The organism is Burkholderia sp. YIM B11467 (genome assembly GCF_052952715.1).
The window spans coordinates 79,936-104,810 of record NZ_JBQVSQ010000014.1 but is presented as its reverse complement, the minus strand read 5'-3'; the positions used below and the strand labels follow the sequence as shown (position 1 = coordinate 104,810).

Here is a 24,875-nt window from a genome sequence, read left to right as displayed (position 1 = left end):
TTACGCCGGCTTAGCTCATCTGGTAGAGCAGTTGATTTGTAATCATCAGGTGGCGGGTTCGAGTCCTGCAGCCGGCACCATATTGAACGAAGGGCCGGGAGATTGATTCTCCCGGCCCTTTGTCGTTTCAGTGTTCGCTTTTCCGGTCGGGGGGGCGTGTGTCCCGGGCCGCGACACGCAGCTTACTGTTTCGACTTCGACCGATACGTCGAGCGAATCTCCATCGCAAGAACATACAAGCGTCGCTTCGGCACGCTGGCTACAGTCCGTCGCTCACGATTAATGCACCTCCGGATCAGGAGGCCATCATGAGCAAAGTGCTTGATTCATCGTCGACGCAATCGACGCGACACCACTCGTTCGTTTCGACCGGCTGACGAAAGCGCGCGGCCTTGAAGAAACCATTCTCGCGAAACTCGACTTGAACCACGGATTTTCCAAGAAGGGGCGCGCGGCGCAGGGCATCATCGACGGCACCGAACGCGGCGGCGCGTTGCGACCGGACCAGTACGTCGTCGAACTGACGTCGGGCAACATCGGTGTCGGCCTGGCGATCATCGGCGACGTGAAGGGCTATCCGTTCGTCTCGGTGATGTCGAAGGGCAACTCCGCCTAATGATCGGGAATTTAGCTGCGAGAGACGTCATTTTCCCGAGCGCGTATCTCTCGAAGCAACCCATGGTGAGGGTTTGAAAATAGACACAACGTAACTCGCCGCTGCCGCCGATGTGCATCGTCTGATTTCAGAATCGATTTACGGGTGTATCGCCGACCGTTTTGTGGGCTAGAGCAAGTGCTCTGTGGAATATTGTCAATTTCGAGAGGTGGCGAACGTATTTTTATGACAGTTTGATAAAATCGCGCGAAACAGCGACAGCGCGCCGGAAGTCAGCGTGCCATAACGAATCAAACTGAGAGACCGTCGTGAATATCCGAGAAGCGTTCCGCAATTTCGTATCGGGGATTGATACGAATCGGCGCCCCGTGACACTGAACTGGGGCGCTTCACAAAAAGACCTGGGCGCGCAGCTTGCGTTGCAGCATGTGAGTATCCGCGAAAGCATGATGACCGGCATCGATGGCCGCCTGACTTGCGTTTCGCAAAACGGAAACCTCTCGCCCAAGCTTTTTATCGGTACACCCGTTTCGGTCGGGCTGGTTACCGATCGTGGCGGTAAGCACGCGATCAACGCAATCATCAGTGCGGTTCAGGTCGGACGATCCGATGGTGAGCTCACGATTTACCAATTCACCGTGACCGATGCGGTGAATCTGCTCCACAAGCGCACCAATTCCCGGATTTTTCGCAACGTCAACGTGATCGACGTGCTCAACGTCGTGCTCAACGAATGGCGGCAGCGTAGCCAGACGCTCGCCCGTGCATTCGAGTTCGATCTGTCGGGACTGAATCTGTCCCGGTATCCGAAACGTTCGTATATGCGCCAGGTCAACGAGTCGGATGCGCGCTTCGTGTCGCGACTCTTGCGCCGCGATGGCATCACGATGTTCGTCCGTCCCGGACGCGCGAGCGGCCAGTCGAAAGACGGTGAGCCGCCCGTGCATACGATGGTGTTCTGCGACGACCCGCACAAATTGTCCGAAGGGCCGTCGGGTACGGTGCGGTTGCATCCGCGCGATGCGGGCACCGAAGAGCGCGATACGATCACGGTACTGACCATGCGCCAGGAACTGATCTCGGGCGAAGCAAGCCGGCCGACATGGGACTACCGTAAGGCGAACGTGGACCAATCGAGCCGACCGGCCGGCCTCGACCAGGGAGAGGCCGGCAACGACCTGGCTCAGTTGCTGACCGATATCGTGATCGAGAGCCCGCACGCGGCAGACTCGTGGTCGGATCTCGATCGGATCACCGAAGACCGGATCCTGGCGCGCGAAGCGCATGCAGTGCGTTACGACGGCAAGAGTGGAATCCGCGATCTCCAGATCGGCACCTGGGTGACGATCGCGGGTGATTCGGACTGGAATGCACGGTCCGCCGAGCAGCGACAGTTCGTGATTACGTCGCTGCATCACAACGTGTGGAACAACCTGCCGAAGGAGCTGAGCGAACGGGCGCGGTCGTTGTTCTCGACCAGTCACTCGCTCGAGCAGCCGCCCGTGACGGGCAACGAGAATCCGGCCGATCAGGATACGCGCTATGAGAACCAGTTCACATGTGTGCCGCGAGGCACGCCGCTGACGCCGATCTACGACACGAAGATCGATTTACCGCTCACGCCGTTGATCACGGGGCGCGTGGTCGGGAGCGGGTCGGACGAAGTCACTTGCGACGAGACGGGCTGCGTGTACGTGATGATCCTGGGCCAGGACTCGGCGGATCACAAACATGCGCAAGGTGCGGGAACGAACGGGAACCTGGGTGACAGCGCGCCAATCCGTGTCGCATCGAGCCTGGCGGGGCCGACCTTCGGCCAGACCATTCTGCCGCGTGTCAATACCGAGGTGCTGCTGGGCTGCCTGGGCGGTGATCCCGATCGCCTGATCATCCTCGGGGTCCTGCCGAACGGCGCCAACATGCCGGCGGCATTCAGTCATACCGGCAGTCTCCCCGGTAATCGCTACCTGACCGGGATCAAGACGAAAGAGATCAGCGGGCAACGGTATAACCAGCTTCGACTCGACGATACGCCAAAGCAGATCAGTGCCCAATTGGCGTCCGAGCACGCTCATTCCCAGTTGAATCTCGGGTATTTGACCCAGCCGCGCGATAACGGTCAGGGCGCCGATCGTGGTCAGGGCGCAGAACTTCGGACCGATGCCGCTGCGGCATTGCGCGCGGCGCAGGGAATGTTGCTGACGACTTACGCGCGTACCCAGGCGAGCGGCGGCCAGCTCGATCGTGACGAGCTGATCCAGTTGCTCCAGCAGTGCACGGACCTGTTCAAATCGCTTGGCGACTATGCGGGACAGCACGGCGGGCAGGCGACCGACACGGCGGGGCAGTCGACGCTCTCTGCCGCGTTCAAGGACTGGGGGCCGGGAGCCGGTGGCAACGGTGCGTCGCAGGCGTTGATGGCATTCGGCGCGCAGGCCGGTTCGTTGAACATTACGCCGAAAACGCATGTGACCTACGCGGGCGAGAACATCGATCAGGTTGCCGCCAACCATCTGCAATTCACGAGCGGCCAGAAGCTGAACATGCAGGCCGGTAACGGGCTTTGGCTGTTCGCACAAAGCGCCGGCATCACAACGATCGCGAATCAAGGCAAGTTGCTGATGCAAAGTCAGAACGACGATACGCAGATCGATTCCGCGAAGAATTTCCAGGTAACGGCGGCGGGCGGCAAGGCATCGGTGCTGGGCAAGGACCAGGTCGTGCTGATGACGTCCGGCGGGGCGTACCTGAAGCTGGACGGCGCGAATATCGAATTGGGCTGCCCCGGAACGTTCACGGTGAAGTCTGCCGGCCACTCGTGGCAGGGCCCCGCCAGCATGAGCGGCGAATTGCCGGCGTTCAGCCACTCACCGCTCGGGCGGGTGCCGAAGCTGGTGCGAGCGACGGATGGGCAGCCCGCACCGGGATTCGATGCCGAGGTCAAGAAGATTTCTGGAGACTTGCTGGACCAGAAAACCGATTCGGCAGGCAAGCTGCCGCCAATCAACGGCAACCAGTTCGAGCAACTGACCGTGCAATTCGTCAAGAAAAATATCTGAGCATTCCGGGGAGTAACGCATGACCGATTCATTTCTGAATCCGCTGGGTCCCTCGTCGCCCAGTGCGCCGCCGGCTGCGGGTGGCAATGCTGCCGCAAACGCGGGCGAACCACCAAGTATCGTGATCGGTGAAGGCCAGGGGCCGACGCTCTTCGATCTGGAAAACGAACTGATCTGCGTGAAGCAGCAGCCGTTGCCCGGCGTGATCATTTTCGTGCACGGCGTGAACTCGGAGGGGGAATGGTACAAGGGCGCGGAAGATGGTCTGTGCAAGGGGTTGAACCGGCGGCTCGCCCGGCTCGATGATCAGTTGAATCATAAGGGCGTGATTGGCGGTCAGATGAGTCCCGTCGAGTATACGGATGGTCTGACGCCTGATGGTTTTATCAATCCCGCGCTTCTACCGGATACCTACATCAAGCCAGATCCTTCGTTTTCTCCGGTGATCCATTTCCGTTGGGGCTATAAGGCTAACAAGGAAGAGTTGAAGGAATACGGGGACAAGATTTTCCTGAACGAACAGAACTACTGGGGCGGCGGCCCGTTTGCGAACGGCTGTTCGAGCTTGCCGGATCTGTGGCACGAGGGGCTCGACGACCGGATCTTCGGGTGGATTTCTGTCCAGGCGCTGAATCCGACGACGCGCCCACTGTATCGAACTCCGCCTCGTACTTACGGGGTGCTCGCCGCGCTGCGTCTGGCCAAACTGGTGGAATCGATTCGCAAGAAGCAGGCGAACGTGCCGATCACGATCGTGTGCCACAGTCAGGGGAACATGGTTGGTTTGACGGCGGCGTTCTTCGGCGACCAGTTGGAGGCGGTGACAGACCGCTGGGGCAACACGGGGCGTTGCGTCGCCGATGCCTATGTGCTGGCGAATCCTCCCTATAGCGTCGCCAATACCGACACGGGAATGGATACCTGGGCTCAGCGGGATATCAAGGATTCCAAACACCGGCGTGGCCGCGAGACTTATGAGGCCCGCACAAAGACACTACGCGCGTTTCTCGACATCATCCGTGCCCGCTCCGCGTTCGAAATGTCTGCGGACAAACTCGATAGAGAGATGGGCAATTGCCGGACATCGGAGAAAGGCAAGCCGTATTCGGCCGATGCCGATCGGAAGTCACACGGCTTGAACGGCTACACCCATGGTCGCGTGACGCTGTATTGCTGCCCTCACGACCAGGTGATTTCCGCCGTAACGGTTCAGGGAATAGGATGGCGCGGGCTCGGGTATATCGACGATGACAAGAAAGAGCCGTCGAAGGAGCTGATCGATATCGGAGCAGAAGGCGTGCTGACGCAGCGGGTATTTGCGACGCACTGGAAGGTGGGTGAAATCCGCGACTACCACTATTGGGAAGACGACTGGCGTCACGGGAAGGAGGGCACGACCCCCGGTTTCTGGTTTCCGCCTTCCCCGCCGGCAAAATTTGGTCTGGTCCGCGCGTGGAGCGGAAACGAGAATCCGATCGCCAAGCTCTTCACCACGGCTTCCGCACCGGTTTTCTATCTGGTGACGCTGGTGACATCGAGTTTCAAGATGTTTCCTGTCAATGCGGATCCTCCGAAATACTGGACGGTGACTGCAAACGCGCCAGCGCTCGACGAGCCGTTCGCGCCGCAGACGTTCCGAAGTAGTGATCCGCACAACCCGATCCTGATAAAGGATGGCAATGCCGAGAGTGATTTCAACGATGGCTACGATACACCCGCTGCGGCTCGGAACGCCGGAAAGGCGGACAAGAAATCCGATGATCCCTACGATACTTACCAATCGCAGTCGCCCGAAGATGTAGCGAAAGGTGATGTCAAGAGTGAAGCGGCGCAGCGTTACGAGGATCACGCGATCCTGCGGATGCGTGCGCGTCGTGACGGTCGCAAGGCTTGGGTAGACGACAACGGCAACGTGATCGGCGAGGATGGCAAGAGCGACGCACCGGAAGGCTACAAGGACTGGCATAACGAGCAGGTGGTCGAGATTCTCGATGGCGGAAAATTAAACAACCCGACCAACCATTCGACCACGATGACGAATCCGGATCATGCGCAGAAAGCATTGGCGTACGACGTGGCAATCGGGTTGTGCTACTTGTCGCCCAAGGATTTGACCGAATTGCGGATCGAGGCGGATTGGCGATTTGGGAGTGCGATGGCGGATAATCATCCAAGCTACAAATATTCGAAGTACTTCGAGTTGGGAAAGTTGGAGAAAAAGTTCCTGTCCGAATGGGTTGCAGAAAAAAATAGCGAGGCAAAGCGTCCGGAGAAGATCGTTGATGAGCGCGAAAATGAGCTGTTCCTGAAGATCGGAGGGGTGGTATGAGCCAACTGATCTCGACCTTGCACCGTAGATTGGTTGTCGCCATCGTGGTGTTGATTGTCACAATGGGTATCATGTGTGGCTTGAGTGTCTTCGCCGGGCATGCGCATATTGGCGAATTGAGTGCGGGAGATTGGATGAAGCGACTGTTGATAGTGCCGTCCCTGGCAGCGATTCTGACGTTCGTGGTGTCGACCGTCATGATGGCGACACCCGCGCAAGCGGCTACCGTGAAACAGAATGATGCCGTTGTGTTGAGTGCGGGTGAAAGTGCCTCACCGTTCGTGGCACAGGTGGTCGGCCTGGAATGGCTAAACCCGTTACAGCGGCGCGACTATCCAACCGAATGGCAGATTCTTTGGACCATGGGGCTTGTTCAGCCGAACAAGGGCGACGATATGGTACGGACGATGCCGCAGAAATTTTCGAAACTTCAGCCAATTGGTGCGCTTGTATACGGTAACCAAGGATCGGAAACGTTCAAAGGCTTCTATCACAAATACGTCAGTAAATTGCTTGGGCTCTTCGGTGATCGCTATGTGATGAACGCCAAATATTTCTACACGGTCAAGTCAAAGAGCAGGAGCGACTGGCGTGAACTGGCTGGAATGCGTGTCGAGTTCGCCATCCCGGAGCGACTTGATCCGGTGGAGGCGAAGACATACTTCCAAGGCGAATTCGTCGACAACTACGAGATCGGAAATCCCTCAGCAAAGGATCTCTGGAGCCGTGATGCGCCCCCCGACGTTCACGTCAACCAAGGCGGAGCGAACGCCGGTTTCACGTCGCTGAACCGCGCGCTGGATTACCTGCAGGCCAATCCGGACAAGAGCGCATGGGTGATGAACTGGGACGCGCCGAGCTTCCCGCCGAAGGACGCGCAGATCAACGAGAACATGGTGGTGCTGTTTCTGGTCGGGCCGAACTTCAAGACGGAGCGTGAGCCGCTTGCATGGATCGGTCGCGCGGCGACGGGCAACGTCAAGGACTTCGAGGCGAAGGCCGGCACCACGCGCACCGTGCAGGCATGGAAAGCCGTGATCGACAGCGCTGCCCGCAACGCGGGGGTGACGGTGCCGTCGCTGAACTACGTGGTGCATGACGCCGGCCGCGGAGGCGACGCGGCATCGGAACGGATCGGTGCGCTGTCGCAGACGTTGACCGAAGTGCTGCCGGACTACAACTTCAGCAAGCAGACGTTCAATACGCCAGCGTTGCTGGGCGCTATGGGAGCGGGTACGGCATTGACGGACGTGGTGCTGGCGATCGGGCGAGCGAATCACCTAGGCGAGAAGGTGCTGGTGGCGGGGGCGACGGATGCGCAGCACCCGACGGCGGTGGTGGTTGTGCCGCCGTCGAAAGTCACACCGATCGATCCGGACAAGGACTGGTTCCGCGCGCGGGGCGAGAACAATGCCTATCTGCCGTGGTGGGGCCGTCGCCACGATACGGACTACGGCATGCAGGGCTATTCCTACTGATCGGATGGTCGACCATGCGAGGGATCATTCGAGTGGGTGACGTCCATAGTCACGGCGGCTTTGTCGAGACGGGCGCGGCAAACAGTGATGTCATGGGGCGCGCGCCTGCGCGTGTCGGTGATCGCTGTACGTGTCCGTTACATGGCCCGTGCGTTGTCGTCGAGGGAGATGGCCAGTTCGACATCGAGGGTGCGCATGCAGCATTTGACGGCCACAAGACGTCATGCGGCGCCGTTCTGATCTCTTCGTTGCCGACGTCGGGACGCTCGTAATTCGAACTGTCCGGACAATCGTCGTCCGCGGCGACGGACGGGCCGGGGTGGTACCCACCACGGTCTCCAACGAAGGGCTACGCGATGCCTGCGTAGCCCTTCTTCGTTTTCACGCCGATTTTCAGTCGGTCGATTGACCGTGAGTCCCGGCCCCGATCTGCATCACATGCGCGGCACTTCTTCGCGAGACTGTCCGAATCGAGACATGTCTCCCCATCGGCGCGCGCCTTGTAGATCGGCTTGATCGTGTAACGGGTGCCGGCCGGCTTGTCGTTGGTCGCCGGGACAGCGGTGGTCGTTACATTCGATACTTCCATCTGCCACGTCGCGCTGATGGGCGTACCGTAACGCACCATGTCGGACTCCGTGAACAGGCGGATCGTGTGACTTGGTCGCATGGCTTGCAGTGCCAACGGTAACGGATTCACGAACTTCATCATGTCCAGTTCGACGACTTTCGTCGACACGTCGGCCATTGCGTCCTGGATGCCTTTGCCGAGTCCGGCGAGATACGCGCGACCTTCGCTGCCGAATGCCGGTGCGTCGAAAATTTTGCCGTCCACGACGATCAGGATCGCGTCTGCTTTGGTCGGTGCGATACCCGCGGTGCCCTCGCCGATGAGATTCGGCGTTGCGACGCAGCCGCTCACGAGCGCTGCAACCACGCACGCTCCGATTCCACGCATTGTTTTCATTACCGGCCTGATTCGTCGTAGGCCGTGACGAACACGACATGCACGTCGGGTACCAGTGCAGCGAGCTTCAACCCGTCGACGCTGGGCATCCGGATGTCGAGAAACGCGATGTCCGGGCGCGGCGACGCATTCAACGCGGCCAGCGTTCCGACGCCGTTGCGCGGCATCGCGACGACCTCAAGTTCCGGCCAGAGCTGTTGAAGCCGCTGTGTGAGCGACGCGGGCAGGTTTGGTTCGTCGTCGGCGATGAGGGCGGTCGGCATGTCAGTCGATCGGAATCAACAGGGTGGCGGTGACGCCGTGCGCGGCGCTGGTGTTCGTGCCGACGGTGACGCGGCCGCGCTCGCCGTGCAGCGTCCTGATGCGCGCGGCGACGTTGGCGAGCCCGACGCCGCCGTGCCGCGCGCGAGCCGCGGGCGGCCGCAAACAGCTTCGTGATGCCGCCGTTCGCGATATGGGGCGTGCTCGTCGGGATGCCGCTCGGGCGTGCGATGAACGTGGTCGTGCGCGGCATGCGTCATGCAAGCGGACCGGGACGTAACGGGTTTCCGTATTCGGCCGATCCGCGATGACGAGGGCGAAACAGCAAGCGAGGAAGCTCAGCATGTGACTGCGAACGCGATGCGGCTTATCGTCGTCAATCCGGTCGGCATCGAATGGAAACGGCGTGTAACGCGCGCTGTTGCGCCCCCGTTTCGCTGTCACGGTCGCGTCACGGTGCGCCCCTAAGGTTGCACGTTCCCGTCGCGGCGGCATCGCCGGATCGGGAACGTACGCAATCCGCTCGCGACGCCGTGCCCGCGTCGCAGGTGGGCAACCGGGATCTCGCTCCCGGAGGCGCAGCAGTCATGCATCGCGCCAATTCATTCGAAAACAGGATCGACGCCGATTCGGACCGGATCGCGGACGATCAGGAGACAGGGACCATGCTGAGTCCGCACGAATTCTCGATGCTGTTGCGCATTGCACGTGCGCCGGACAGCGTCGATCAATCGAATCCGGCTTTCGCCGTGCTGGTTGAGAAGCGGTTGGTCGACGCCGCGCAGGCGCGCATGAACGCGGTGGCCGCGCGGCCGGCGCTGACGCCGATCGGCCAGATGTTGCTGGCGCGCTTCGACGAAGCCGCTTGAGGGGGGCGTCACGCCTTCATCGGGACGAAGGGCGTGACGCGTTGCAACACCGCGCCGCTTACTGCGCGACCGGCACCGTCACGTCGCTGCCGAACCAGTGCATCGAGATCTTCTTCAGCGTGCCGTCCTTGTGCAGCGATTCCAGCGCGTCGTTGATCGCCTTCTCGAACTTCGGATTGCCCTTGCGGAACGGGATCGCCATTTCCTGCTTGCCGCCGTTCAGCACCGCACCCGCGCGCAGCGGCAGATTCGACGTCTTGATCATGTACGGCAGCATCAGACGGTCGTCGAGCGTCGCCTCGATCCGGCCCGCGGCGAGGTCGCGCAGCTTCTCCGGTGCGCCCGGGTACGTCTGCACCTCGATGCCCGGCACGGTGCGCGCCATCTGGTCGTAGTTGGTGCCGAGCGTCACGCCGAGCTTCTTGCCCTTGAAATCGTCGAGCGACTTGAAGTTGCGCGTGTCGTCCTTGCGCTGGATCAGCTGTGCGGCCGAGTACGTGTACGGCTGGCTGAAGTCGAGCGCTTCCTTGCGCTGCGGCGTGATCGTGACCTGGTTGACGATCACATCGAACTTGCCGGCCTGCAGGCCCGCGATGATGCCGCTCCACTCGGTCGGGATGAACTGCGTCTTCACGCCGAGCTTGCCGGCGACCGCGTTCGCGACGTCGACGTCGAAGCCTTCGAGCTGGCCCGACGTGCCGCGCGAGTTGAACGGCGGATAGGTGCCTTCGAGGCCGACGCGCAGCACGCCGGCTTGCTTCACCGAATCGAGCAGATCGTCCGCGTGCGCGGCGACGGCCGTGAAGCCGAGGGCCGACGCGAGCAGCAGGCCCGACAGCAGGAACTTCGAACGTTTCATCTCAGATCTCCAGGGTTCAGTGTTGTGTGTGGTGAGCGCAGGGCGCCGGTCGGGCCCGGCGGGCCGCAATACGGGCACATAGACACTACTCGCAACCAAGCCGCGCCGGAAGTCGAATTGGCCCTGATTGCAATCGATTTCAGGCGGCCGCGACGGGTGAACGGGTTGGCCGGCGTCGGTGCGTGCGGCGTGCGGGCGGAACGAATGACGCGTCTTTAATTCCGGTGAGTTTTCAGGGACTGACGTAATTTCTCTGTAAAATCGCGCGAGCGAAATCCAATGCTCGCGCCATCCGAGGGCGCGCCAAAAGAAGAAAAGGCCGTTGCCATGAACATGCAGAACACAGTTGCCGCATTGCGCGGCGGGTTGCTTCAGCAGGACCGGCTGTTGAAGCTCGATACGCCGTTGGGGGCCAATGTCCTGACCGTGCAGCGGGCAGTCGGCCGTTCGCGCATCGGGCGCGCGTACGGGTTCACGCTCGACGTGCTGTCGACCGATAGCGATCTGGAACTTAAAAAGCTGATCGCGCAGCCCGTCACGTTGTGGATCCAGCAGAGCGACCGCAGCTACCGGCCGATCAACGGATACGTGCATACCGCGCGCCGGCTGGGCGCCGACGGCGGGCTCACGACCTATCAGCTCGAGTTCGCCGATTTCACCCATTTCCTGAAGTTCCGTCGCGATCAGCGGCTCTGGAACGACACGACCGTCGACCAGATCATCAGCGACGTGCTGAACAAGCATCCGCAGGCGCAGGGCCATTTCCGCTTTGCGCTGTCGAAGCCGCTGCCGAACCGCTCGTACACACGCCAGCACGACACCGACTGGCATTTCGTGCATCGGCTGATGGAGAACGAAGGGCTCTACTGCACATGGCAGCAGGCCGACGACGGCAAATCGCATACGCTCGTCATCACCGATAACCTGCAGGCGTTCACGCCGCTGTCGCCGGAAACCGTGCGCTTTTATCACGGTGGCGTGGCCGGCGAGGCTGACGCGTTCACGCAATGGTCGGGCACGCGCACGCTGCAGAGCGTCACGCGTTCGACGCGCACGTTCGACTACAAGAATCCTTCGCAGCCGTCGAACCCGAAGGGCACGTCGCTGCCGACGATGGGCGGCCAGGGCGAGTTGCCGGACCAGCTCGAAGTCTACGAGTACACGGGCGCTTACACGTATCTGGACCAGACGCGCGGCGACCATCTGACGAAGGTCAAGATGGAGGAGTGGGAGTCGCAGGCAAAGCGCTTCCATGGTGCGGGCGGTGTGCGCGCGATCGACGCTGGACGGCGTTTCACGCTGGCCGATCATCCCGAGCACGATCGCGATCCCGCCGATCAGCGCGAGTTCGCCGCGATCGAGGTGGCGTGGTGGATCGAGAACAACCTGCCCGTCGCGAGCGACAGCGCCGACTTCCCGTACAGCCTGCGTGAGGCGTTGACGCAGGCACAGGACGGCTATGGCGCCGATCCCGCGTTTCGCGTGCCGCACGACGATGGGTCGGCCGGCTTCTATCTCGTCGAAGTCGAAGCGCAACGCGTGAACGTGCCGTATCGCAGCCCGTTCGAACATCACAAGCCCGAGATGCATCTCGAGACGGCGATCGTCGTCGGGCCGCAGGGCGAGGAAGTCTATACCGATGAACTTAACCGGATTCGCGTGCAGTTCGTGTGGGACCGCCTGAATCCGGGCAACGAGAACGCATCGTGCTGGGTGCGCGTCGTGCAGTCGGATACGGGCGGCGGCTACGGCGGCGTGCACGTGCCGCGCATCGGCGAGGAAGTGCTGATCGACTACGTCGGCGGCGACTGCGACCGGCCGCTGGCGGTCGGGCGCGTGTACAACGGCGCGAACCAGCCGCAGTGGCATACCGACGGGATCCTGTCCGGATATCGGTCGAAAGAGTATTCGGGCGGCGGCTACAACCAGCTCGTGATGGACGACGCGACCGGTCAGAACCGCGTGCAGCTGATGAGCAGCAGCGCGAACAGCCTGCTGCACCTCGGCTACATCATCGACCACAGCGGCAATTCGCGCGGGTCGTATCTCGGCAGCGGGTTCGACTTGCGCTCCGATGCATATGGCGCGGTGCGGGCGAGCCAGGGTCTGTACGTGACGACGCATCCGAAGGCGGCCAATAGCCAGCCTCTCGATGTGAAGGAAGCGCAACAGCAGCTCGTGACGGGCGAAAGCCTCGTCGAGGCGATGTCGGGCGTGAGCGAACAGCATCAGGCAGAAAGCCTGAAGGACGCGCAGGACACGATGCGCGCGTTCACCGATGCGACGCAGGACAGCAAGTCGGGTAGCGCGTCCGGCGGACGCACGGCCGGCGGCGGCACCGGCAACGCGAACGCGTTCAAGGAACCGGTGATGCTGTTCGGCAGCCCGTCGGGGATCGGGATGTCGACGCAGCAGTCGGTGCACGTGGTTGCGAACGATCACGTGAACGTTGCGAGCGGGCAGAGCGTGCACGTTGCCGCGGGCAAGTCGCTGCTGGCGAGTATCGGGCAGAAGCTGAGCCTGTTCGCGCAGAACGCGGGGATGAAGCTGTTCGCGGGCAAGGGCAAGGTCGAGATCCAGGCGCAGTCGGACAACGTCGAGGTGACCGCGCAGAAGGCGGTGAAGATCGTGTCGGCAACGGGGCAGATCGAGATCGCGGCCGATCAGGGGATTCTGCTGACGAGCGGCGGCGGGTATATCCGCATTCAAGGCGGGAACATCGAGATTCATACGCCGGGTGCGGTGGATGTGAAGGGCGCGTCACATACGTTCGCGGGACCGGCGAGCATGGGGTATCCGTTGCCGAGTCCGCGGCCGGATCAGCCGGGGCAGTTGGAGTTGTTGCACAAGTACGTGAACGGCGAGGCGGTCAAGGGCGGGTTGTTCACGGTGAGAGACGTGAACGGCGCCGTGTTGAAGAAGGGCGCGCTCGACAACAGCGGCCATACGGTCGTGAGCGGCTTGCCGCCCGGCGCGGTGCGCGTCGAGTTCGGGAAGGACCCGCGCGAGTCGGATCAGCCGGCGAACTATTTCAAGCAGGCGAAGTGGCCGGCCGAGCCCGTCGAGCCGTCGCCGGAAGCCGCGCAGGCAGCGGCAACGGGGCAGCTTGCCAGCCAGTTGCAGGGCATGGCGCCTGCCGCGGCGACGGCTGCCATGGGGCTCGTGAGCGGTGGTGGTGCAGGCGCAGCGCTGGGCGGGCTGGCGAGCTCGGCGTTGCCGGCTGCGGCGGGCGCGCTGGGTGGCGCGGGCGCGGTGTCCGCGTTGCAGACGGCTTCGAGCCTGGGCAGCGCCGCGAAACAGGTGGCCGGAATGGTGCAGGCCGCACGCCAGGGCGGACTCGCGGCGTTGGCCGCGCCGGCTGCGAACGCGGCATCCGGGGCACTGCAGGGCGCATTGCCCGGTGTCGCCGGGATCGCGGGCAAGGGCGCGACGACGGTGGCGTCGGCGGCCGGTGCCACCGGCATGAAGCTGCCGACGAGCGGGTTTGGCGGACCGCTGAAATCCTGAGAGGGCGGCGCGTCAGCCGTCAAGAACAACTAAATCACGATTTGAACGAATAACGACATGGCACAACAACTTCCGCCGGACGCCGAGAAGGAACAGGCCGTTACCTGGCTCAGTGATGTTTCGCCCAAGGACGTTGCCGCCGTCGGCAACCGCTTCGACGCATGGTTGCGCCGGATCAGCGGCAACCACATCACGTTCGAGGACGTGAAGACGTTTGCCGGTGCCGTGCCGATCGTCGGCAACATCATGGCGATGGTCGACGCGCTTGGCGATATTGCCGAAATTGTGGAAAAGCGTGGCGGTCAAGTGCTCGATTACATGAGCCTCGCGATCAACCTGCTCGGCATCATTCCGATTCCGCCGACGCTCGCGCCGTTCCGGATGTCAGCGCGCCCCCTGCTTGCGCTCGTTCGTCACGAATTGCTGATGACGCGCAACAATCTCGGCGCGGCGATCATCTCCGTGCTGGTCACGCATATCAACGCGACCTGCGCGACCGAGATAGAGGATTTTCTCAACAAGCTGAAGGCCGGTCTCGTCGAGTTGCTCAACGGATGCGCGTCGAAATCCGAGGAGCTCATGATTGCGCTGGCGACCGGCATGGACAAAGCGCTGCACGGGCAGCTCTTCGATGCCAACGCCAATCTGAAACGCCAGCAACAGCTGGCGAAGAAGATGGCGGACAACCGACCGTGGTACAGCCCGGGTCGGGTCGGTGACGGCATCCAGTTCGCGTACGAGGGCACCAAGGCGCTCGGCAAGAAGGTCGCTAACAAGACTGCGGGCACGATGGCGAAGCTCGCGCCCGATGCTTGGCTCGAGCCGTTTCGCAGCACGGTGACATTCCTTCGGACCGAGGCACCGAAGATCGCGACGTCGATTCGTTCGCTCGCCGGCAGCGAAGAAGGCAAGATGATGTGGCTGGTCTTGCAACTGATTGAGGCTGTTGGGCGCGTCAAAGCACGCGCGAAGCTTCATGAGCAGAGTGCGGACGTCAAGGCGAGCGGGAAGAGTCAGGCGAAGAAGACGCGGGGGCAGGAAGGGCTTGAGAAGACCGAAGGGCAGGCGCCGGCCGAGGGGCCGGGAAGGAGCGCTTGCAAGGCATGCGGGCTCGGGGCATCGCAGGCATCGATCGATTTCGCATTCGGTGACGAGACGTTCTCGCACGTTGATTTCGACCTGCCGGGCGCGCTTCCGCTCGTTTGGGAGCGTACGTATCGCTCCCGGCTGTCCGCGTATGATAACGGCGAGTTGGGTGCGCGATGGATCACGCCATATACGACGCGAATCGACATCAAGAACGGTCACTGGATCTATCGCGATGCGGATGGGCGCAGCATCGATTATCCGGCGCTCGTGGCCGGCGCTGTGCACGACGATCTGTCGGAGAACCTGACGTTGTCGCGGCTCGACAATACGTGGGTGACGATCGCATACGGCCATGACGTGCTGCATGTGTACGAGCGCCGTGGCGACGTGTTCCGGCTCGCGATGCAGAAAGATCGAGCCGGGAACACGATCACTTTCGACTACGATGCGCTTGATCGCATTGCGCGCCTGATCGATGCGAGCGGCAATGTGCTTGCGTTCGAGCACGACAAGCATGGCCGGATCGTACAGATCGAGCACGTGCTCAAGGACGGCGAGCGACGCACGTTGGCGGGCTATGAATACGATGCGGACGGCGATCTCGTGCGTGCGGTCGATCGTCACGGCAATGCACGGACGTATCAATATCGCCGCCACCTTGTGACGCACTATACCGATCGCACGGGCCGCGGGATGACGCTCGAATGGGATGGTGCGGATGCCGACGACAATGCAGACGCGAAGTGCATCCGCGAATATGCAGATGACGGCAGCCTCGATCTCCGGCTCGCGTGGAATCCGAATATCCGTCTGACCTACGTGACCGACGCGCTCGGTCAGATGACGCGGTACTACTTCAACATCCACGGTTACGTATACCGGATCGTGTATCCGGACAGTAACCAGGAGTGGTTCCGGCGCGATGCCCATCACAATCTGGTGCTGCATATCCGGCAAGACGGCAGCATCGAACGGAGTGAATACGACGCGGGCGGCAATCTGGTTCAGCAGGAGCGGGCGGACGGCAGCGTCATCGAAATGGCGTATGACAACAAGGATCAGTTGATCCGGCTCGTCGATCCGAGCGGGCATGTCTGGCAGCGCAAGTACGACGACGCGGGCAACCTCGTCGAGGAAATCGATCCGCTCGAGCACGCGACGAAGTACAGTTACAACGACAAGGGATTGCCGACGCAGATCACCGACGCGAAGGGCGGCTCGAAGGCGCTTGAGTACAACGACGACGGGCAGTTGACAAGCTACACGGACTGCTCCGGAAAGAAGACGGAGTGGCGCTACGACGCTATTGGGCGCGTGATCGAGACAAAGGACGCATCGGGTGGTGTGGTCGCGTACGACTATGGTCCGAATGGCCAATTGACGTCGATTCGTTCGCCGGCCGGTGTCGTGCACATGCAATACGACGCTGAAGGTCGCTTGTTGCGGCGTACCGATCAACTCAATCGATCGACGCGATACGGCTATGACGCGGTTGGCCGTATTGCGAGCCGCGTGGATGCGCTCGGCCGGACGCTTGCGTATCGCTATGACCGTCTCGGTCGCTTGACTGCGTTGACCGATGCGAACTTTGCAACGTACCAGTTTTACTACGATCCAGCGGGGCGGCTGATCGAGGAAATCGGCTTTGACGGCAAGTCGACGCGCTATGAGTACGACAAGGAAAGCGGCAGCCTTGTTTCGGTTGACGAAGCGGGTTGGGTGACGTCGATTGACGTTGACGCGAACGGCCGTCTGATGAAGCGTGTCGCGGGGGAAAGCGAGGAGCGGTTTGCCTACGACCTGAGTGGCAGGTTGATCGACGCGGTGAACCGATACAGTCGCGTGCAGTTCTTCTTCGATCCGGTCGGCAATCTCGTGCGTGAACATCACGCTCATGATCTGTTTGGCGAGCGGCGCAGCTACGTGTGGCATCACGAATACGACGAACTCGGCAACCGGCGACGTACCGTGCGGCCAGACGGTCATGCGGTCGACTGGTTGATGTACGGTTCCGGGCATGTGCACGGGATGCTGCTCGATGGCAAGGAGCGTGTGCAATTCGAGCGTGATGACCTTCACCGCGAGACGATGCGCGTTCTGTCGAGCAAGGTCGGGCAGCGCACGCACTACGATCCGGCGGGACGCGTACTGCAGCAGACGATCCAGCGGTCGATGGCTCCGGCGCCGCTCGCCGAGCGGCGGTATCGCTATGATGCGGCAGGACAATTGTCACGGATCGAGGACAGCCGCAAGGGTGGGACTGACTATCGATATGATCCGATCGGGCAGTTGATCGAAGCAATCAGCCCAGTTGCGAAGGAATGGTTCGCGTTCGATCCGGCGAGCAACATCATCGATCCGGTGCGGTCTATGGAGGCGCCTGTATCCCGTCCGAGCCCGGTGCGGCCCGAAAGCACGTCGGCGGTCGAGGTGCAGAAGGTGACGGGTAACCTGCTGAAGACGTATGCGGGGATGCACTTCGAGTACGACGCACGCGGGAATCTGGTGCGCAAGCGTACGCCGGCGGGTGAGCAGGAGTATGAGTGGGACGGGTTCAATCGTTTGTTGTCGGCGCGGGTTGAGGAGGCGTCGCGGCGGAGTCAGTCACGGTACTTTTACGACGCGTTCGGTCGCCGGATCGCGAAGGAGGTGAACGGCGAGCGCACGGTGTTCGGGTGGGACGGTGACACGCTGGCGTATGAGAGTGATGGCGAGCGCGGCACGCACTATATTTATGAACCGGGGACGTTTGTGCCGCTGGTGCAGTACGTGGCGGAATCGGTAGAGGGAATCGAAACGCCGGAGCGGAAGAGTACCGAACGCTATGTGCCAGAGGAAGATCCGCTGCAGAAGATGCCGCAGCGGCGAGGCGACGCGACACTGTTCTATTACCACTGCGACCAGATCGGTACGCCTCGGTTGCTGACGGATGGCGACGGTGACATCGTGTGGGAGGCGTCGTACAAGGCGTGGGGCGAAGCGCGCGAGATTATTGCGCGTGCATCGACGGCAGCAGGAATCGCGCTGAGGAATCCGCTGCGGTTTCAGGGGCAGCAGGTTGATGAGGAGACAGGGCTACATTACAACCGGTATCGGTATTACGATCCCTATTCCGGGCGATTCATCGCGAAGGATCCGATCAGGCTGGCTGGAGGCATCAATGTCTATCAGTATGTTCCTGCTCCAACGGGATGGGTTGATCCTCTCGGGTTGGCAAAGTGCCGTCCTTGTCCCGAGGATTGCGAAAAAATCTTGACGGAAGCTGGTCGAGGTTACGGCAGGTATGACAAAGTGGACGCGGACTCGCATCACGTCATACAGAACGCTGCTATGAAGGGATCCGTATCGGACTACAACGAGATGGGCGCGCCTGCAGTGCAATTGGAAGGCCCGCCAAATAAGGTTGGAACCGAGCACTACATTGCCACTCAGTCCCAACGCCAGAAAGGGGTCGGTGGGAATTACGCAGCGGAGCGTCGTGTCGCATATAGGGCTCTTCGGCGAGCAGGTCTGTCCGAGAGCGAGACGCGTTGCCATATCATGCGGAGCGATGCGCACTTTGCCAACTTGGGCGTGACAGGTGATACGCCGACCCGAATGCCGGGAAATCGAAACAGTTCGACTCGGAGGTGGTAGCGTGAACGGATGGATTACGTCGGCGATGGTTTTGGAAATCATCAAAATATGTGCTCTGATTTCAAAGGATGATTTTGTTCGCTTGGAGGTAGATGGAAACTTCGAAGTTAGCACGTCATCCGAAATAAAGGCTGGGATTTTGGAGTACCTGGGAGGGGATTTTCAGAATGAGATCGACTTGGCGCGAATCGGAGTCCCGGATGAGAATTATGTTCTCAATCATTCTGCCTTGTACGAAATAAACCCCAGTTCACCATCGGGTCGTGATAAGCGAATTCAAATTAATTTGATAATTGATGGTGTTGAGAGCGATCTGACTCTGATTTTGCGTGCTCACAAGCGAGAAAGTGGTGATGAGGTCCGCATTTACGGTGCTCTTACACTTTAGATCTGCACGGGCCACGTGCGCATGACTGGAAATGAAAAATGTCGATAGTGATTTCAACAAGATACGCAAAATTCTCAATGTTGATGCAACTGCCGTAGGTCACGCAACTTCGGCGGTGGCGTTGACGCTGCCCTCGAATAAGGACGTTGCGACTTGGCTATCGGCACTGAGAGGGAGTGATTTACATATCCCCTGGTCGGCTGAGGAGCTTCATCTATACGGGAGCGAAGCGACCCTAGAGGGAGGGCAGATCGGATACCGCGTTGATCAGGCTGGGAGGCGCTTGCCAAACTGGCAGGATGATTGGGTAGTCCTCGGGGAGATAAGCGGTGACCCGATCATCGGACGGGTCGAGGAGAGCAGTTGTGCTGTCCTGTTTGCCCGACATGGAGCGGGGACGTGGAAAGCGAATTTGGTTTCAGATAACACGGCGGTATTTGCCAAAGTGTTGCGCGTTTGGTGCGACCTATTTATAGGGCAGTACTCGAAGAATATTCGTGACAACATGCTAGCTGTACGACCCGATTTCCTGGCTGATCTCCGGCAGCATATTAACCAAACGTTATCTGATGCCGGTGCCGAGGTGTTTATGGCCATGGTTGATGGCTAGGACGAGGCTGCATTACAACCGCCTTTCGTATTATGGTCCAGCAGTTGGGAGGTTCATCTCAGTAGATCTGATTGGACTGGCGGACTGCTCTCAGTCAATCCGGTCGATCAGGGAAGCGGGAGCCTCATTTCTGTCGACGACAGGTTGCATGAGTTCGATGGTCTTGATGCAATTGGCTACCCGTTGAAGCGTGTGTCGGGTGAAAGCGAGGAGCGGTTTGCCTACGATCCGAGCGGGTGGCTGGTTGACACGGTGAACCGATACAGTCGCGTCCAGTTCTTCGTCGATATGATTCAATCTCGTGCTCGGACATCAGGACTACGATCTGTTCGGGGAGCGGCGCAGCTACGCCTGGCATTACGGATACGATGAAAACTCGGCAATCGGCGGCGAACCGTTCGACCGGATGGCCATGCGATCGACTGGCTGATGTACGGTTCGGGGTATGTACACGGGATGCTGCTGGATGGCGAGGAGCGCATACAGTTCGAGCGCGAGATTTGTGCCGCGAGAGGGCGCGGACGCAATCCAGCAAGATCGGCCAGCGCACGACGTATGACCTGGCTGGCCGTGTGTTGCAACAAACCGTCCAGCGAACGATTTCCCCAGCGCCTTTGTTCGAGCGGCGGTATCTCTATGACGCGGTGGGACAACTGCTGCGTATCGAGGATAGCCGCAAGGGCGGGACCGACTAACGTTACGATCCAGTCGGGCGGTAGTTCGAAGCGATTAGTCCGATTGCGAAGGCGCGATTCGCGTTCGATCCCGTGAGTAATCGCATCGATCAGGTATTTCAGGGACAATTGATCGACGACGAGACAGGATTACATTACAACCGAAATCGCTATTATGATCCCGGCACTGGGCGATTTGTCTCCAAGGATCCGATCGGGCTGAGAGGCGGGCTCAATGTCTATCTAACCCTATCGAGTGGGTCGATCCGCTAGGGTTGTCGCCTTGCGACTGCCTGACTAAGACTGAATGCAAACTCCTTTTGGCCAAGATATATCTTAAGGCCTTAGGTCAGAAGAAATCCGACGGTAGCCGAGGGCTACAGGAAAGAATCGATCATCTGAAGAAGGATGCGTATAAGCTTTACGATTTTGCGCCGAAGATGGGTGATAAGCGAGATTATGGTGCGCTCGCAGGAAAAGGAACTTATGAGGGGCACGTAAAGGCGGCGCAGCAATTGCAGAGTGGACTCAGGCGGAACATCAAAGATTTTGACGAGGGTGGGTGCTCTAATTTTTATACAATCCCTCAAAAAATCCGCACCGTTGCGTTTGATGTCGACATTCCTACTGCTCTGGAGGGTAGATAGTGGATTTTAATGATGTGATCTTCGCGGTCAGTGCGGATTGTTATTCAAGTGTGCTCATCCCGGAAGCGAGTTGCGAGGAACGGGATAAGTTGAAAATGGTCGCTCGCGAGGCGGTGGGCGTTGTTCTTGATGGAGCCCGCGATTATTATATGGAGGCAAATTTATCTCCCGCAAAGCTCTTGAAGAACAAAGAGTTTTTTTGGGAGTTAATGGGTGAGAAAGATGTCGCGGATGATGTGGCCTTGAGGTTGCATTTTTTTGAAGCGGTCATTGTCAATCGTGACGAAGTTCGCGAATCGGCGGTGGCACTTATCGGTAGCGTGTCTGCTCGATTGAGGTGGTTGCACACAGACAGTTTCTCGATTGAGATCGATGATGATCTAATAGAAGCGGTCGCCGCAATACAGGATGAGACGTTCGATCAGAATGAGGTCGGCCAGATTGGTTGGCGTGAAATAAACAGAATCTGGGATAACGCGGACTCAGAGTGGGATCGGTATTTGGTTGGTGTTATGTGCGATGTGCCGGACTCAATCTGCGTGACTGTTAATGGTTTGCTTAATTCTGAAAATTCCCTGAGCTATCTGCTGAAATGGAAGCGAGGGGTTTCGAATGTGGATTTCTTGCTGTTAATTGATGCTGTCGAGCGTCAGGCGATAAGCGAGTTGCCAACAAATAAAAATGTGGCAAGTCGGGTTGTGGAAATATTGAGGTTATTGGGAAAATAGATCGAATGCGTGATGCATTGTGGCTTATTCCTATAATTTGAAAATTGACTTGGGTGTGATCTGATGAGTCCATCAGTGCGAATTGCGTTTGCCTCCTTTATCCTCCTCGCGCTTTCGGCAACATCATACGCCGACGATTTTCGACCAAGAGCCGCGGCAGCCCCTGATCTGGCTCATTTGAAGCTCTTTAAAGCCAACGGTCTGAGCTTCCAGCTCCCGGCAGATTGGCGGGTCACGGCAAACGATCGACTTCAGGATACCGACGGCCGAGGAATCAGCATCGAAGCCGACAAATCCGCATTCGAAGTACTGAATCTGGACGTCGTTGTTCAGGTGCTGCGAACCAAGGTCGCACCTTCATTCGAAGGTACAGCGCAGTACCTCTACGAGAGCCAGGTGGACGACAAACCCGCTCAGTACACGAAGCCGGACTTTGCGCCTTTCATGCTGAACGACAAGTATCCGGCGCTTGCTTCACGCTATACGCACAACATCTTCAAGCAAGACGAACTCTATGCACATCGTCTCGATCTCGTTACGAGCAAGGTCTGCGGCAACGGATGGACCTGCGTTGTCTTCTCGTCGGGATTGGCTGCGAACGAGAATGCCGCGAAGCAGGGCATGGCCAAGATCTATGAAACGATCCGCTACCAACCCTGACTTTCGGCGTCGGCGATGGTCCACTACTCGTCTCTTGACGCTGCGTTTCGGGCACATCCGATCCGGATCGCAGACTGGGGATACATGCTCTGCCGAGAGGTTGAACTCGCTGCATCGGGCGCAGTGTTTTTCGACGACGTCGAAGATCCTGGGTACTGCCGGCGCGCCGCGTTTGCGGGAAGGGCCGGCAACCTGATCGTGTTGACCATTGACGCCGCTTCAACGTGTGGCAGCGTGCTGTTCGCATGCGACAGACGAATTGACACCGACAGGATCTGGCGTGATGTGCTGCCAGACGAATTCTCGGGCTGGATCGATGCATTCGACATCGTGTATTTCGGGCAACCGACCTAGCGGATTGCGGTTCGTCTGGAATGCGCTGTGGAGCATCGGGCAACGTGCAATGTCCGTGACCAAAGACAGCCGGCCAAGCCCACCAGCGTGGAATTGGCATAATCACGGCTTGCCGCCGCGATTTCTCGGCCACCCCGACGATTCACCCAGTTACAACTGCAATACCCATGTCGATCTCCACCGCGACCGAAGTGTCGCTGAAGCACATTCTTGAACACCCTGGCGATTTCTCAGGATGGCTCTGCCTGCCACCGATGCCGTGGACGCTCGATACCGAGGGCATCTTCTCCGAAGACACGAAGGACGCAGACACCGACGAAAACACGGCGCCCGTCATCGCGACCCAACCCGGCTGGCAAGTCACTCTGGACAGCGCGACAATCGCGGACATCGTGATCAATGCGCACGACCAGGTCGACGAGCCGAGCGTTACGCAATTGCTCGACGCGTTCGTCTTCTATGTCGAGAACGACGCATTTATCCTGTTCTGACGATGCACTAGTCGCACGATGGCAGGCCGCTGCATTGCCATGCTTCGTCCGGCGTGTAGTTGTCCAACAGAATCTGTAACGAGCGAGCTTTTGGCGAAAACGTGATGACGATCCCCGACGATGTGCATGCCCATTTGTCGAAACAGACCGGTAATGTAGAGCGCGACGATCCGGAAGCTGTACTCGACGCACTCGACCGTCTCCGCATCTCTCGCGACACCGAATTCGCCGCCTTCTATCTCGCGTACCAAGGGCCTTTTATCAGCCGTCGCCCAATTGCCGAGTTATGGGATCTGCTCGACTACTCTGGCATCGTCGCGTCGCTCGACTACGTGCGGGATCGCTATGAGTTTCCGGATCACCTGTTGCCGCTGACATCGGATGAAAGCGAAGGAATGTACCTGTACGATGCGCTGTCTGGTGCGGTCCACGACTACGATTTGAGCCGGCATACGCGATTCATGGCCGGAGAAATCGATGCGCGCTGGGTCACGTTCTCGGCGTTCCTGACGTGGTATTTCGACGAAGAGGCTGGAAGTTAGGCCGGTAGCGGTTGAGTGCATGCGAGTATCGCGATGAAACGCGCTGACCAATACGCTTCTGACGCGCTTCTGACCGGAACAAGATTTCACACATGGTGCGAATGACATGCGCGACCACGAATTCGAAGTGATCTACGTCTACGCAGGCCACTCCAGCGACGGGCATCCGGTTCACGAAGAACTCCCCGCGCGCGAGATCGCCCCAGGCCACTACGAACTGCTGGCGTCCCCCGGGCTCACGCTGAATCTCGCCAAAGGCGACGTCATCCGCATCGACGATCCGGATCACCCGGCGACCGTGTTGAAGCGCGGCGGCAACTACTGTATCCAGGTCTACGGCGACACCATTCCACGCGACGAAATCGACCGGCTCGCACACGAAGTGGAGATCGAACTTGGCGGCACGCTCGACGGTCGCTACGGCGGCTCGCTTGCGCTATCGGTGCCGTCGAAGGCCGGTGACGAGCGAATTCGCGCAGTATTCGATGGCTTTACCGCGAGATCCGGTCTCGCGTGGTACTACGCGAACATCTACCTGAACTTCGAAGATCCCGACGACGAGACGTTGCTCGATTGGTGGATCGACCGATAACGGAACAGCACCGATCGAGCGACCGGAACGAACACGCGTCGGGCGCCGGCGTGCTTATCATTCGGGCTAACTCGTCGCACGACAGGAAAAGGAATGGAGTGCACATGACAGACGATCCGTCGGCACTGCTTGCGTATCAGGAAGCCATCTGCACGCGATACGGCCTATCCGCCGTCGACCCCGAAGACATGGTCGCCGTCGCGATGTCGACGCTTGGGCAGATGCCTGTCTATGGCACGCGCATCGTGCTATCGGAAGGCGACAACATCGGCTGGTTTTTTCATTGCGGCGAATTTTCCGACGCCGCCGATTTTTACCAGCCGCTGCACGCCGCGCATCTGTCGACGTACTTGCCGTTGGTTCGACCGTACCTGAGGTTACCGCCAGGCGCGCGCTTCATCATCGACGGCGCCGGCTACGAAGATGTCTGGATGGATTTGCCTGCCGATGAGGCATCGCGGGTAAGGCCTTGACGCCCCACCGCACGCCGCAACAAAAAAGGACCGCTCAGCGGTCCTT

General features: G+C 59.8%; 20 protein-coding genes, 1 tRNA gene and 3 pseudogenes. 20 read left to right on the top strand and 4 right to left on the bottom strand.

Annotated elements, in window-relative coordinates:
- The first annotated feature begins 4 nt into the window (after positions 1-4).
- The 6 genes from ACTRWB_RS33535 (at position 5) to ACTRWB_RS33510 (ending at position 7,754) form a co-directional block, all read left to right on the top strand.
- Positions 5-80: transfer RNA gene (locus tag ACTRWB_RS33535), tRNA-Thr, on the top strand.
- Between the two features lie 248 nt (positions 81-328).
- Positions 329-616 (top strand): pyridoxal-phosphate dependent enzyme, encoded by a 288-nt coding sequence (locus tag ACTRWB_RS33530; protein WP_446904449.1) that lies wholly within the window; start codon positions 329-331, stop codon positions 614-616.
- 308 nt (positions 617-924) lie between these two features.
- Positions 925-3,675 (top strand): type VI secretion system Vgr family protein, encoded by a 2,751-nt coding sequence (locus ACTRWB_RS33525; RefSeq protein ID WP_446904425.1) that lies wholly within the window; start codon positions 925-927, stop codon positions 3,673-3,675.
- Between the two features lie 19 nt (positions 3,676-3,694).
- The gene (locus ACTRWB_RS33520; RefSeq protein WP_446904424.1) at positions 3,695-6,004 is read left to right on the top strand and encodes a T6SS effector phospholipase Tle3 domain-containing protein; all 2,310 of its coding nucleotides are present in this window, start codon (positions 3,695-3,697) and stop codon (positions 6,002-6,004) included.
- On the top strand, positions 6,001-7,482 hold the full coding sequence (locus tag ACTRWB_RS33515; protein ID WP_446904423.1) for a virulence factor: 1,482 nt from the start codon (positions 6,001-6,003) through the stop codon (positions 7,480-7,482). The genes ACTRWB_RS33520 and ACTRWB_RS33515 overlap by 4 nt, the downstream gene beginning before the upstream one ends.
- 14 nt (positions 7,483-7,496) lie before the next feature.
- A complete protein-coding gene (locus ACTRWB_RS33510; protein ID WP_446904422.1) occupies positions 7,497-7,754 on the top strand; it encodes a PAAR domain-containing protein in 258 nt (85 codons plus the stop codon).
- Between the two features lie 77 nt (positions 7,755-7,831).
- On the opposite strand, the gene ACTRWB_RS33505 is transcribed toward ACTRWB_RS33510, so the two are convergent.
- From ACTRWB_RS33505 to ACTRWB_RS33495, 3 genes and pseudogenes are all read right to left on the bottom strand, one after another.
- Complete coding sequence (locus ACTRWB_RS33505; RefSeq protein WP_446904421.1) at positions 7,832-8,419, bottom strand: hypothetical protein; 588 nt, start codon at positions 8,417-8,419, stop codon at positions 7,832-7,834.
- A 41-nt stretch (positions 8,420-8,460) separates the two neighbouring features.
- A pseudogene (locus ACTRWB_RS33500) lies at positions 8,461-8,712 on the bottom strand (LytR/AlgR family response regulator transcription factor); the annotation flags it as partial.
- Between the two features lies 1 nt (position 8,713).
- Positions 8,714-8,848 (bottom strand): annotated as a pseudogene (locus ACTRWB_RS33495) (histidine kinase); the annotation flags it as partial.
- Positions 8,849-9,375: 527 nt separating this feature from the next.
- On the opposite strand from ACTRWB_RS33495, the gene ACTRWB_RS33490 reads away from it, so the two are divergent.
- Positions 9,376-9,579, top strand: a complete 204-nt coding sequence (locus ACTRWB_RS33490; RefSeq protein WP_048251442.1) for a hypothetical protein — start codon at positions 9,376-9,378, stop codon at positions 9,577-9,579.
- Between the two features lie 58 nt (positions 9,580-9,637).
- On the opposite strand, the gene ACTRWB_RS33485 is transcribed toward ACTRWB_RS33490, so the two are convergent.
- Positions 9,638-10,438: a transporter substrate-binding domain-containing protein gene (locus ACTRWB_RS33485; RefSeq protein WP_129513568.1), complete on the bottom strand. Its 801-nt coding sequence runs from the start codon at positions 10,436-10,438 to the stop codon at positions 9,638-9,640.
- A gap of 327 nt (positions 10,439-10,765) precedes the next feature.
- On the opposite strand from ACTRWB_RS33485, the gene tssI reads away from it, so the two are divergent.
- The 13 genes and pseudogenes from tssI (at position 10,766) to ACTRWB_RS33420 (ending at position 24,829) form a co-directional block, all read left to right on the top strand.
- Positions 10,766-13,945, top strand: coding sequence for a type VI secretion system tip protein TssI/VgrG (tssI, locus tag ACTRWB_RS33480; RefSeq protein WP_446904420.1), 3,180 nt, complete (start codon positions 10,766-10,768; stop codon positions 13,943-13,945).
- A gap of 57 nt (positions 13,946-14,002) precedes the next feature.
- On the top strand, positions 14,003-18,670 hold the full coding sequence (locus tag ACTRWB_RS33475; RefSeq protein WP_446904419.1) for an RHS repeat-associated core domain-containing protein: 4,668 nt from the start codon (positions 14,003-14,005) through the stop codon (positions 18,668-18,670).
- A gap of 1 nt (position 18,671) precedes the next feature.
- Positions 18,672-19,058 (top strand): hypothetical protein, encoded by a 387-nt coding sequence (locus ACTRWB_RS33470; protein WP_446904418.1) that lies wholly within the window; start codon positions 18,672-18,674, stop codon positions 19,056-19,058.
- Positions 19,059-19,089: 31 nt separating this feature from the next.
- Positions 19,090-19,668, top strand: a complete 579-nt coding sequence (locus tag ACTRWB_RS33465) for a hypothetical protein (protein WP_446904417.1) — start codon at positions 19,090-19,092, stop codon at positions 19,666-19,668.
- 288 nt (positions 19,669-19,956) lie between these two features.
- Positions 19,957-20,615, top strand: a pseudogene (locus ACTRWB_RS33460) (RHS repeat-associated core domain-containing protein).
- A 47-nt stretch (positions 20,616-20,662) separates the two neighbouring features.
- Complete coding sequence (locus ACTRWB_RS33455; protein ID WP_446904416.1) at positions 20,663-20,989, top strand: hypothetical protein; 327 nt, start codon at positions 20,663-20,665, stop codon at positions 20,987-20,989.
- Positions 20,989-21,717, top strand: coding sequence for a hypothetical protein (locus tag ACTRWB_RS33450; protein WP_446904415.1), 729 nt, complete (start codon positions 20,989-20,991; stop codon positions 21,715-21,717). Before ACTRWB_RS33455 ends, ACTRWB_RS33450 begins: the two co-directional genes overlap by 1 nt.
- Positions 21,718-21,780: 63 nt before the next feature.
- Entirely contained in the window at positions 21,781-22,377 is a 597-nt protein-coding gene (locus tag ACTRWB_RS33445) for a hypothetical protein (RefSeq protein ID WP_446904414.1), read from the top strand.
- A gap of 15 nt (positions 22,378-22,392) precedes the next feature.
- Positions 22,393-22,731: a hypothetical protein gene (locus ACTRWB_RS33440; protein WP_446904413.1), complete on the top strand. Its 339-nt coding sequence runs from the start codon at positions 22,393-22,395 to the stop codon at positions 22,729-22,731.
- Positions 22,732-22,898: 167 nt separating this feature from the next.
- Positions 22,899-23,222 (top strand): DUF7716 domain-containing protein, encoded by a 324-nt coding sequence (locus ACTRWB_RS33435; protein WP_446904412.1) that lies wholly within the window; start codon positions 22,899-22,901, stop codon positions 23,220-23,222.
- Between the two features lie 104 nt (positions 23,223-23,326).
- Entirely contained in the window at positions 23,327-23,764 is a 438-nt protein-coding gene (locus tag ACTRWB_RS33430; protein ID WP_446904411.1) for a hypothetical protein, read from the top strand.
- A gap of 106 nt (positions 23,765-23,870) precedes the next feature.
- On the top strand, positions 23,871-24,356 hold the full coding sequence (locus ACTRWB_RS33425; RefSeq protein WP_446904410.1) for a DUF4265 domain-containing protein: 486 nt from the start codon (positions 23,871-23,873) through the stop codon (positions 24,354-24,356).
- Positions 24,357-24,460: 104 nt separating this feature from the next.
- Positions 24,461-24,829, top strand: coding sequence for an immunity protein Imm33 domain-containing protein (locus ACTRWB_RS33420; RefSeq protein ID WP_446904409.1), 369 nt, complete (start codon positions 24,461-24,463; stop codon positions 24,827-24,829).
- Positions 24,830-24,875 lie beyond the last annotated feature (46 nt).

What these genes read in the sequence shown, in the direction of transcription:
- ACTRWB_RS33515 (WP_446904423.1), top strand. Translation starts at nt 6,001, where the DNA reads ATGAGCCAACTGATCTCGACCTTGCACCGTAGATTGGTTGTCGCCATC.
- ACTRWB_RS33510 (WP_446904422.1), top strand. Translation starts at nt 7,497, where the DNA reads ATGCGAGGGATCATTCGAGTGGGTGACGTCCATAGTCACGGCGGCTTT.
- ACTRWB_RS33445 (WP_446904414.1), top strand. Translation starts at nt 21,781, where the DNA reads ATGAGTCCATCAGTGCGAATTGCGTTTGCCTCCTTTATCCTCCTCGCG.
- tssI (WP_446904420.1), top strand. Translation starts at nt 10,766, where the DNA reads ATGAACATGCAGAACACAGTTGCCGCATTGCGCGGCGGGTTGCTTCAG.
- ACTRWB_RS33425 (WP_446904410.1), top strand. Translation starts at nt 23,871, where the DNA reads ATGCGCGACCACGAATTCGAAGTGATCTACGTCTACGCAGGCCACTCC.
- ACTRWB_RS33520 (WP_446904424.1), top strand. Translation starts at nt 3,695, where the DNA reads ATGACCGATTCATTTCTGAATCCGCTGGGTCCCTCGTCGCCCAGTGCG.
- ACTRWB_RS33475 (WP_446904419.1), top strand. Translation starts at nt 14,003, where the DNA reads ATGGCACAACAACTTCCGCCGGACGCCGAGAAGGAACAGGCCGTTACC.
- ACTRWB_RS33435 (WP_446904412.1), top strand. Translation starts at nt 22,899, where the DNA reads ATGTCGATCTCCACCGCGACCGAAGTGTCGCTGAAGCACATTCTTGAA.
- ACTRWB_RS33440 (WP_446904413.1), top strand. Translation starts at nt 22,393, where the DNA reads ATGGTCCACTACTCGTCTCTTGACGCTGCGTTTCGGGCACATCCGATC.
- ACTRWB_RS33465 (WP_446904417.1), top strand. Translation starts at nt 19,090, where the DNA reads ATGAAAAATGTCGATAGTGATTTCAACAAGATACGCAAAATTCTCAAT.
- ACTRWB_RS33490 (WP_048251442.1), top strand. Translation starts at nt 9,376, where the DNA reads ATGCTGAGTCCGCACGAATTCTCGATGCTGTTGCGCATTGCACGTGCG.
- ACTRWB_RS33485 (WP_129513568.1), bottom strand. Translation starts at nt 10,438, where the DNA reads ATGAAACGTTCGAAGTTCCTGCTGTCGGGCCTGCTGCTCGCGTCGGCC.
- ACTRWB_RS33420 (WP_446904409.1), top strand. Translation starts at nt 24,461, where the DNA reads ATGACAGACGATCCGTCGGCACTGCTTGCGTATCAGGAAGCCATCTGC.
- ACTRWB_RS33430 (WP_446904411.1), top strand. Translation starts at nt 23,327, where the DNA reads ATGACGATCCCCGACGATGTGCATGCCCATTTGTCGAAACAGACCGGT.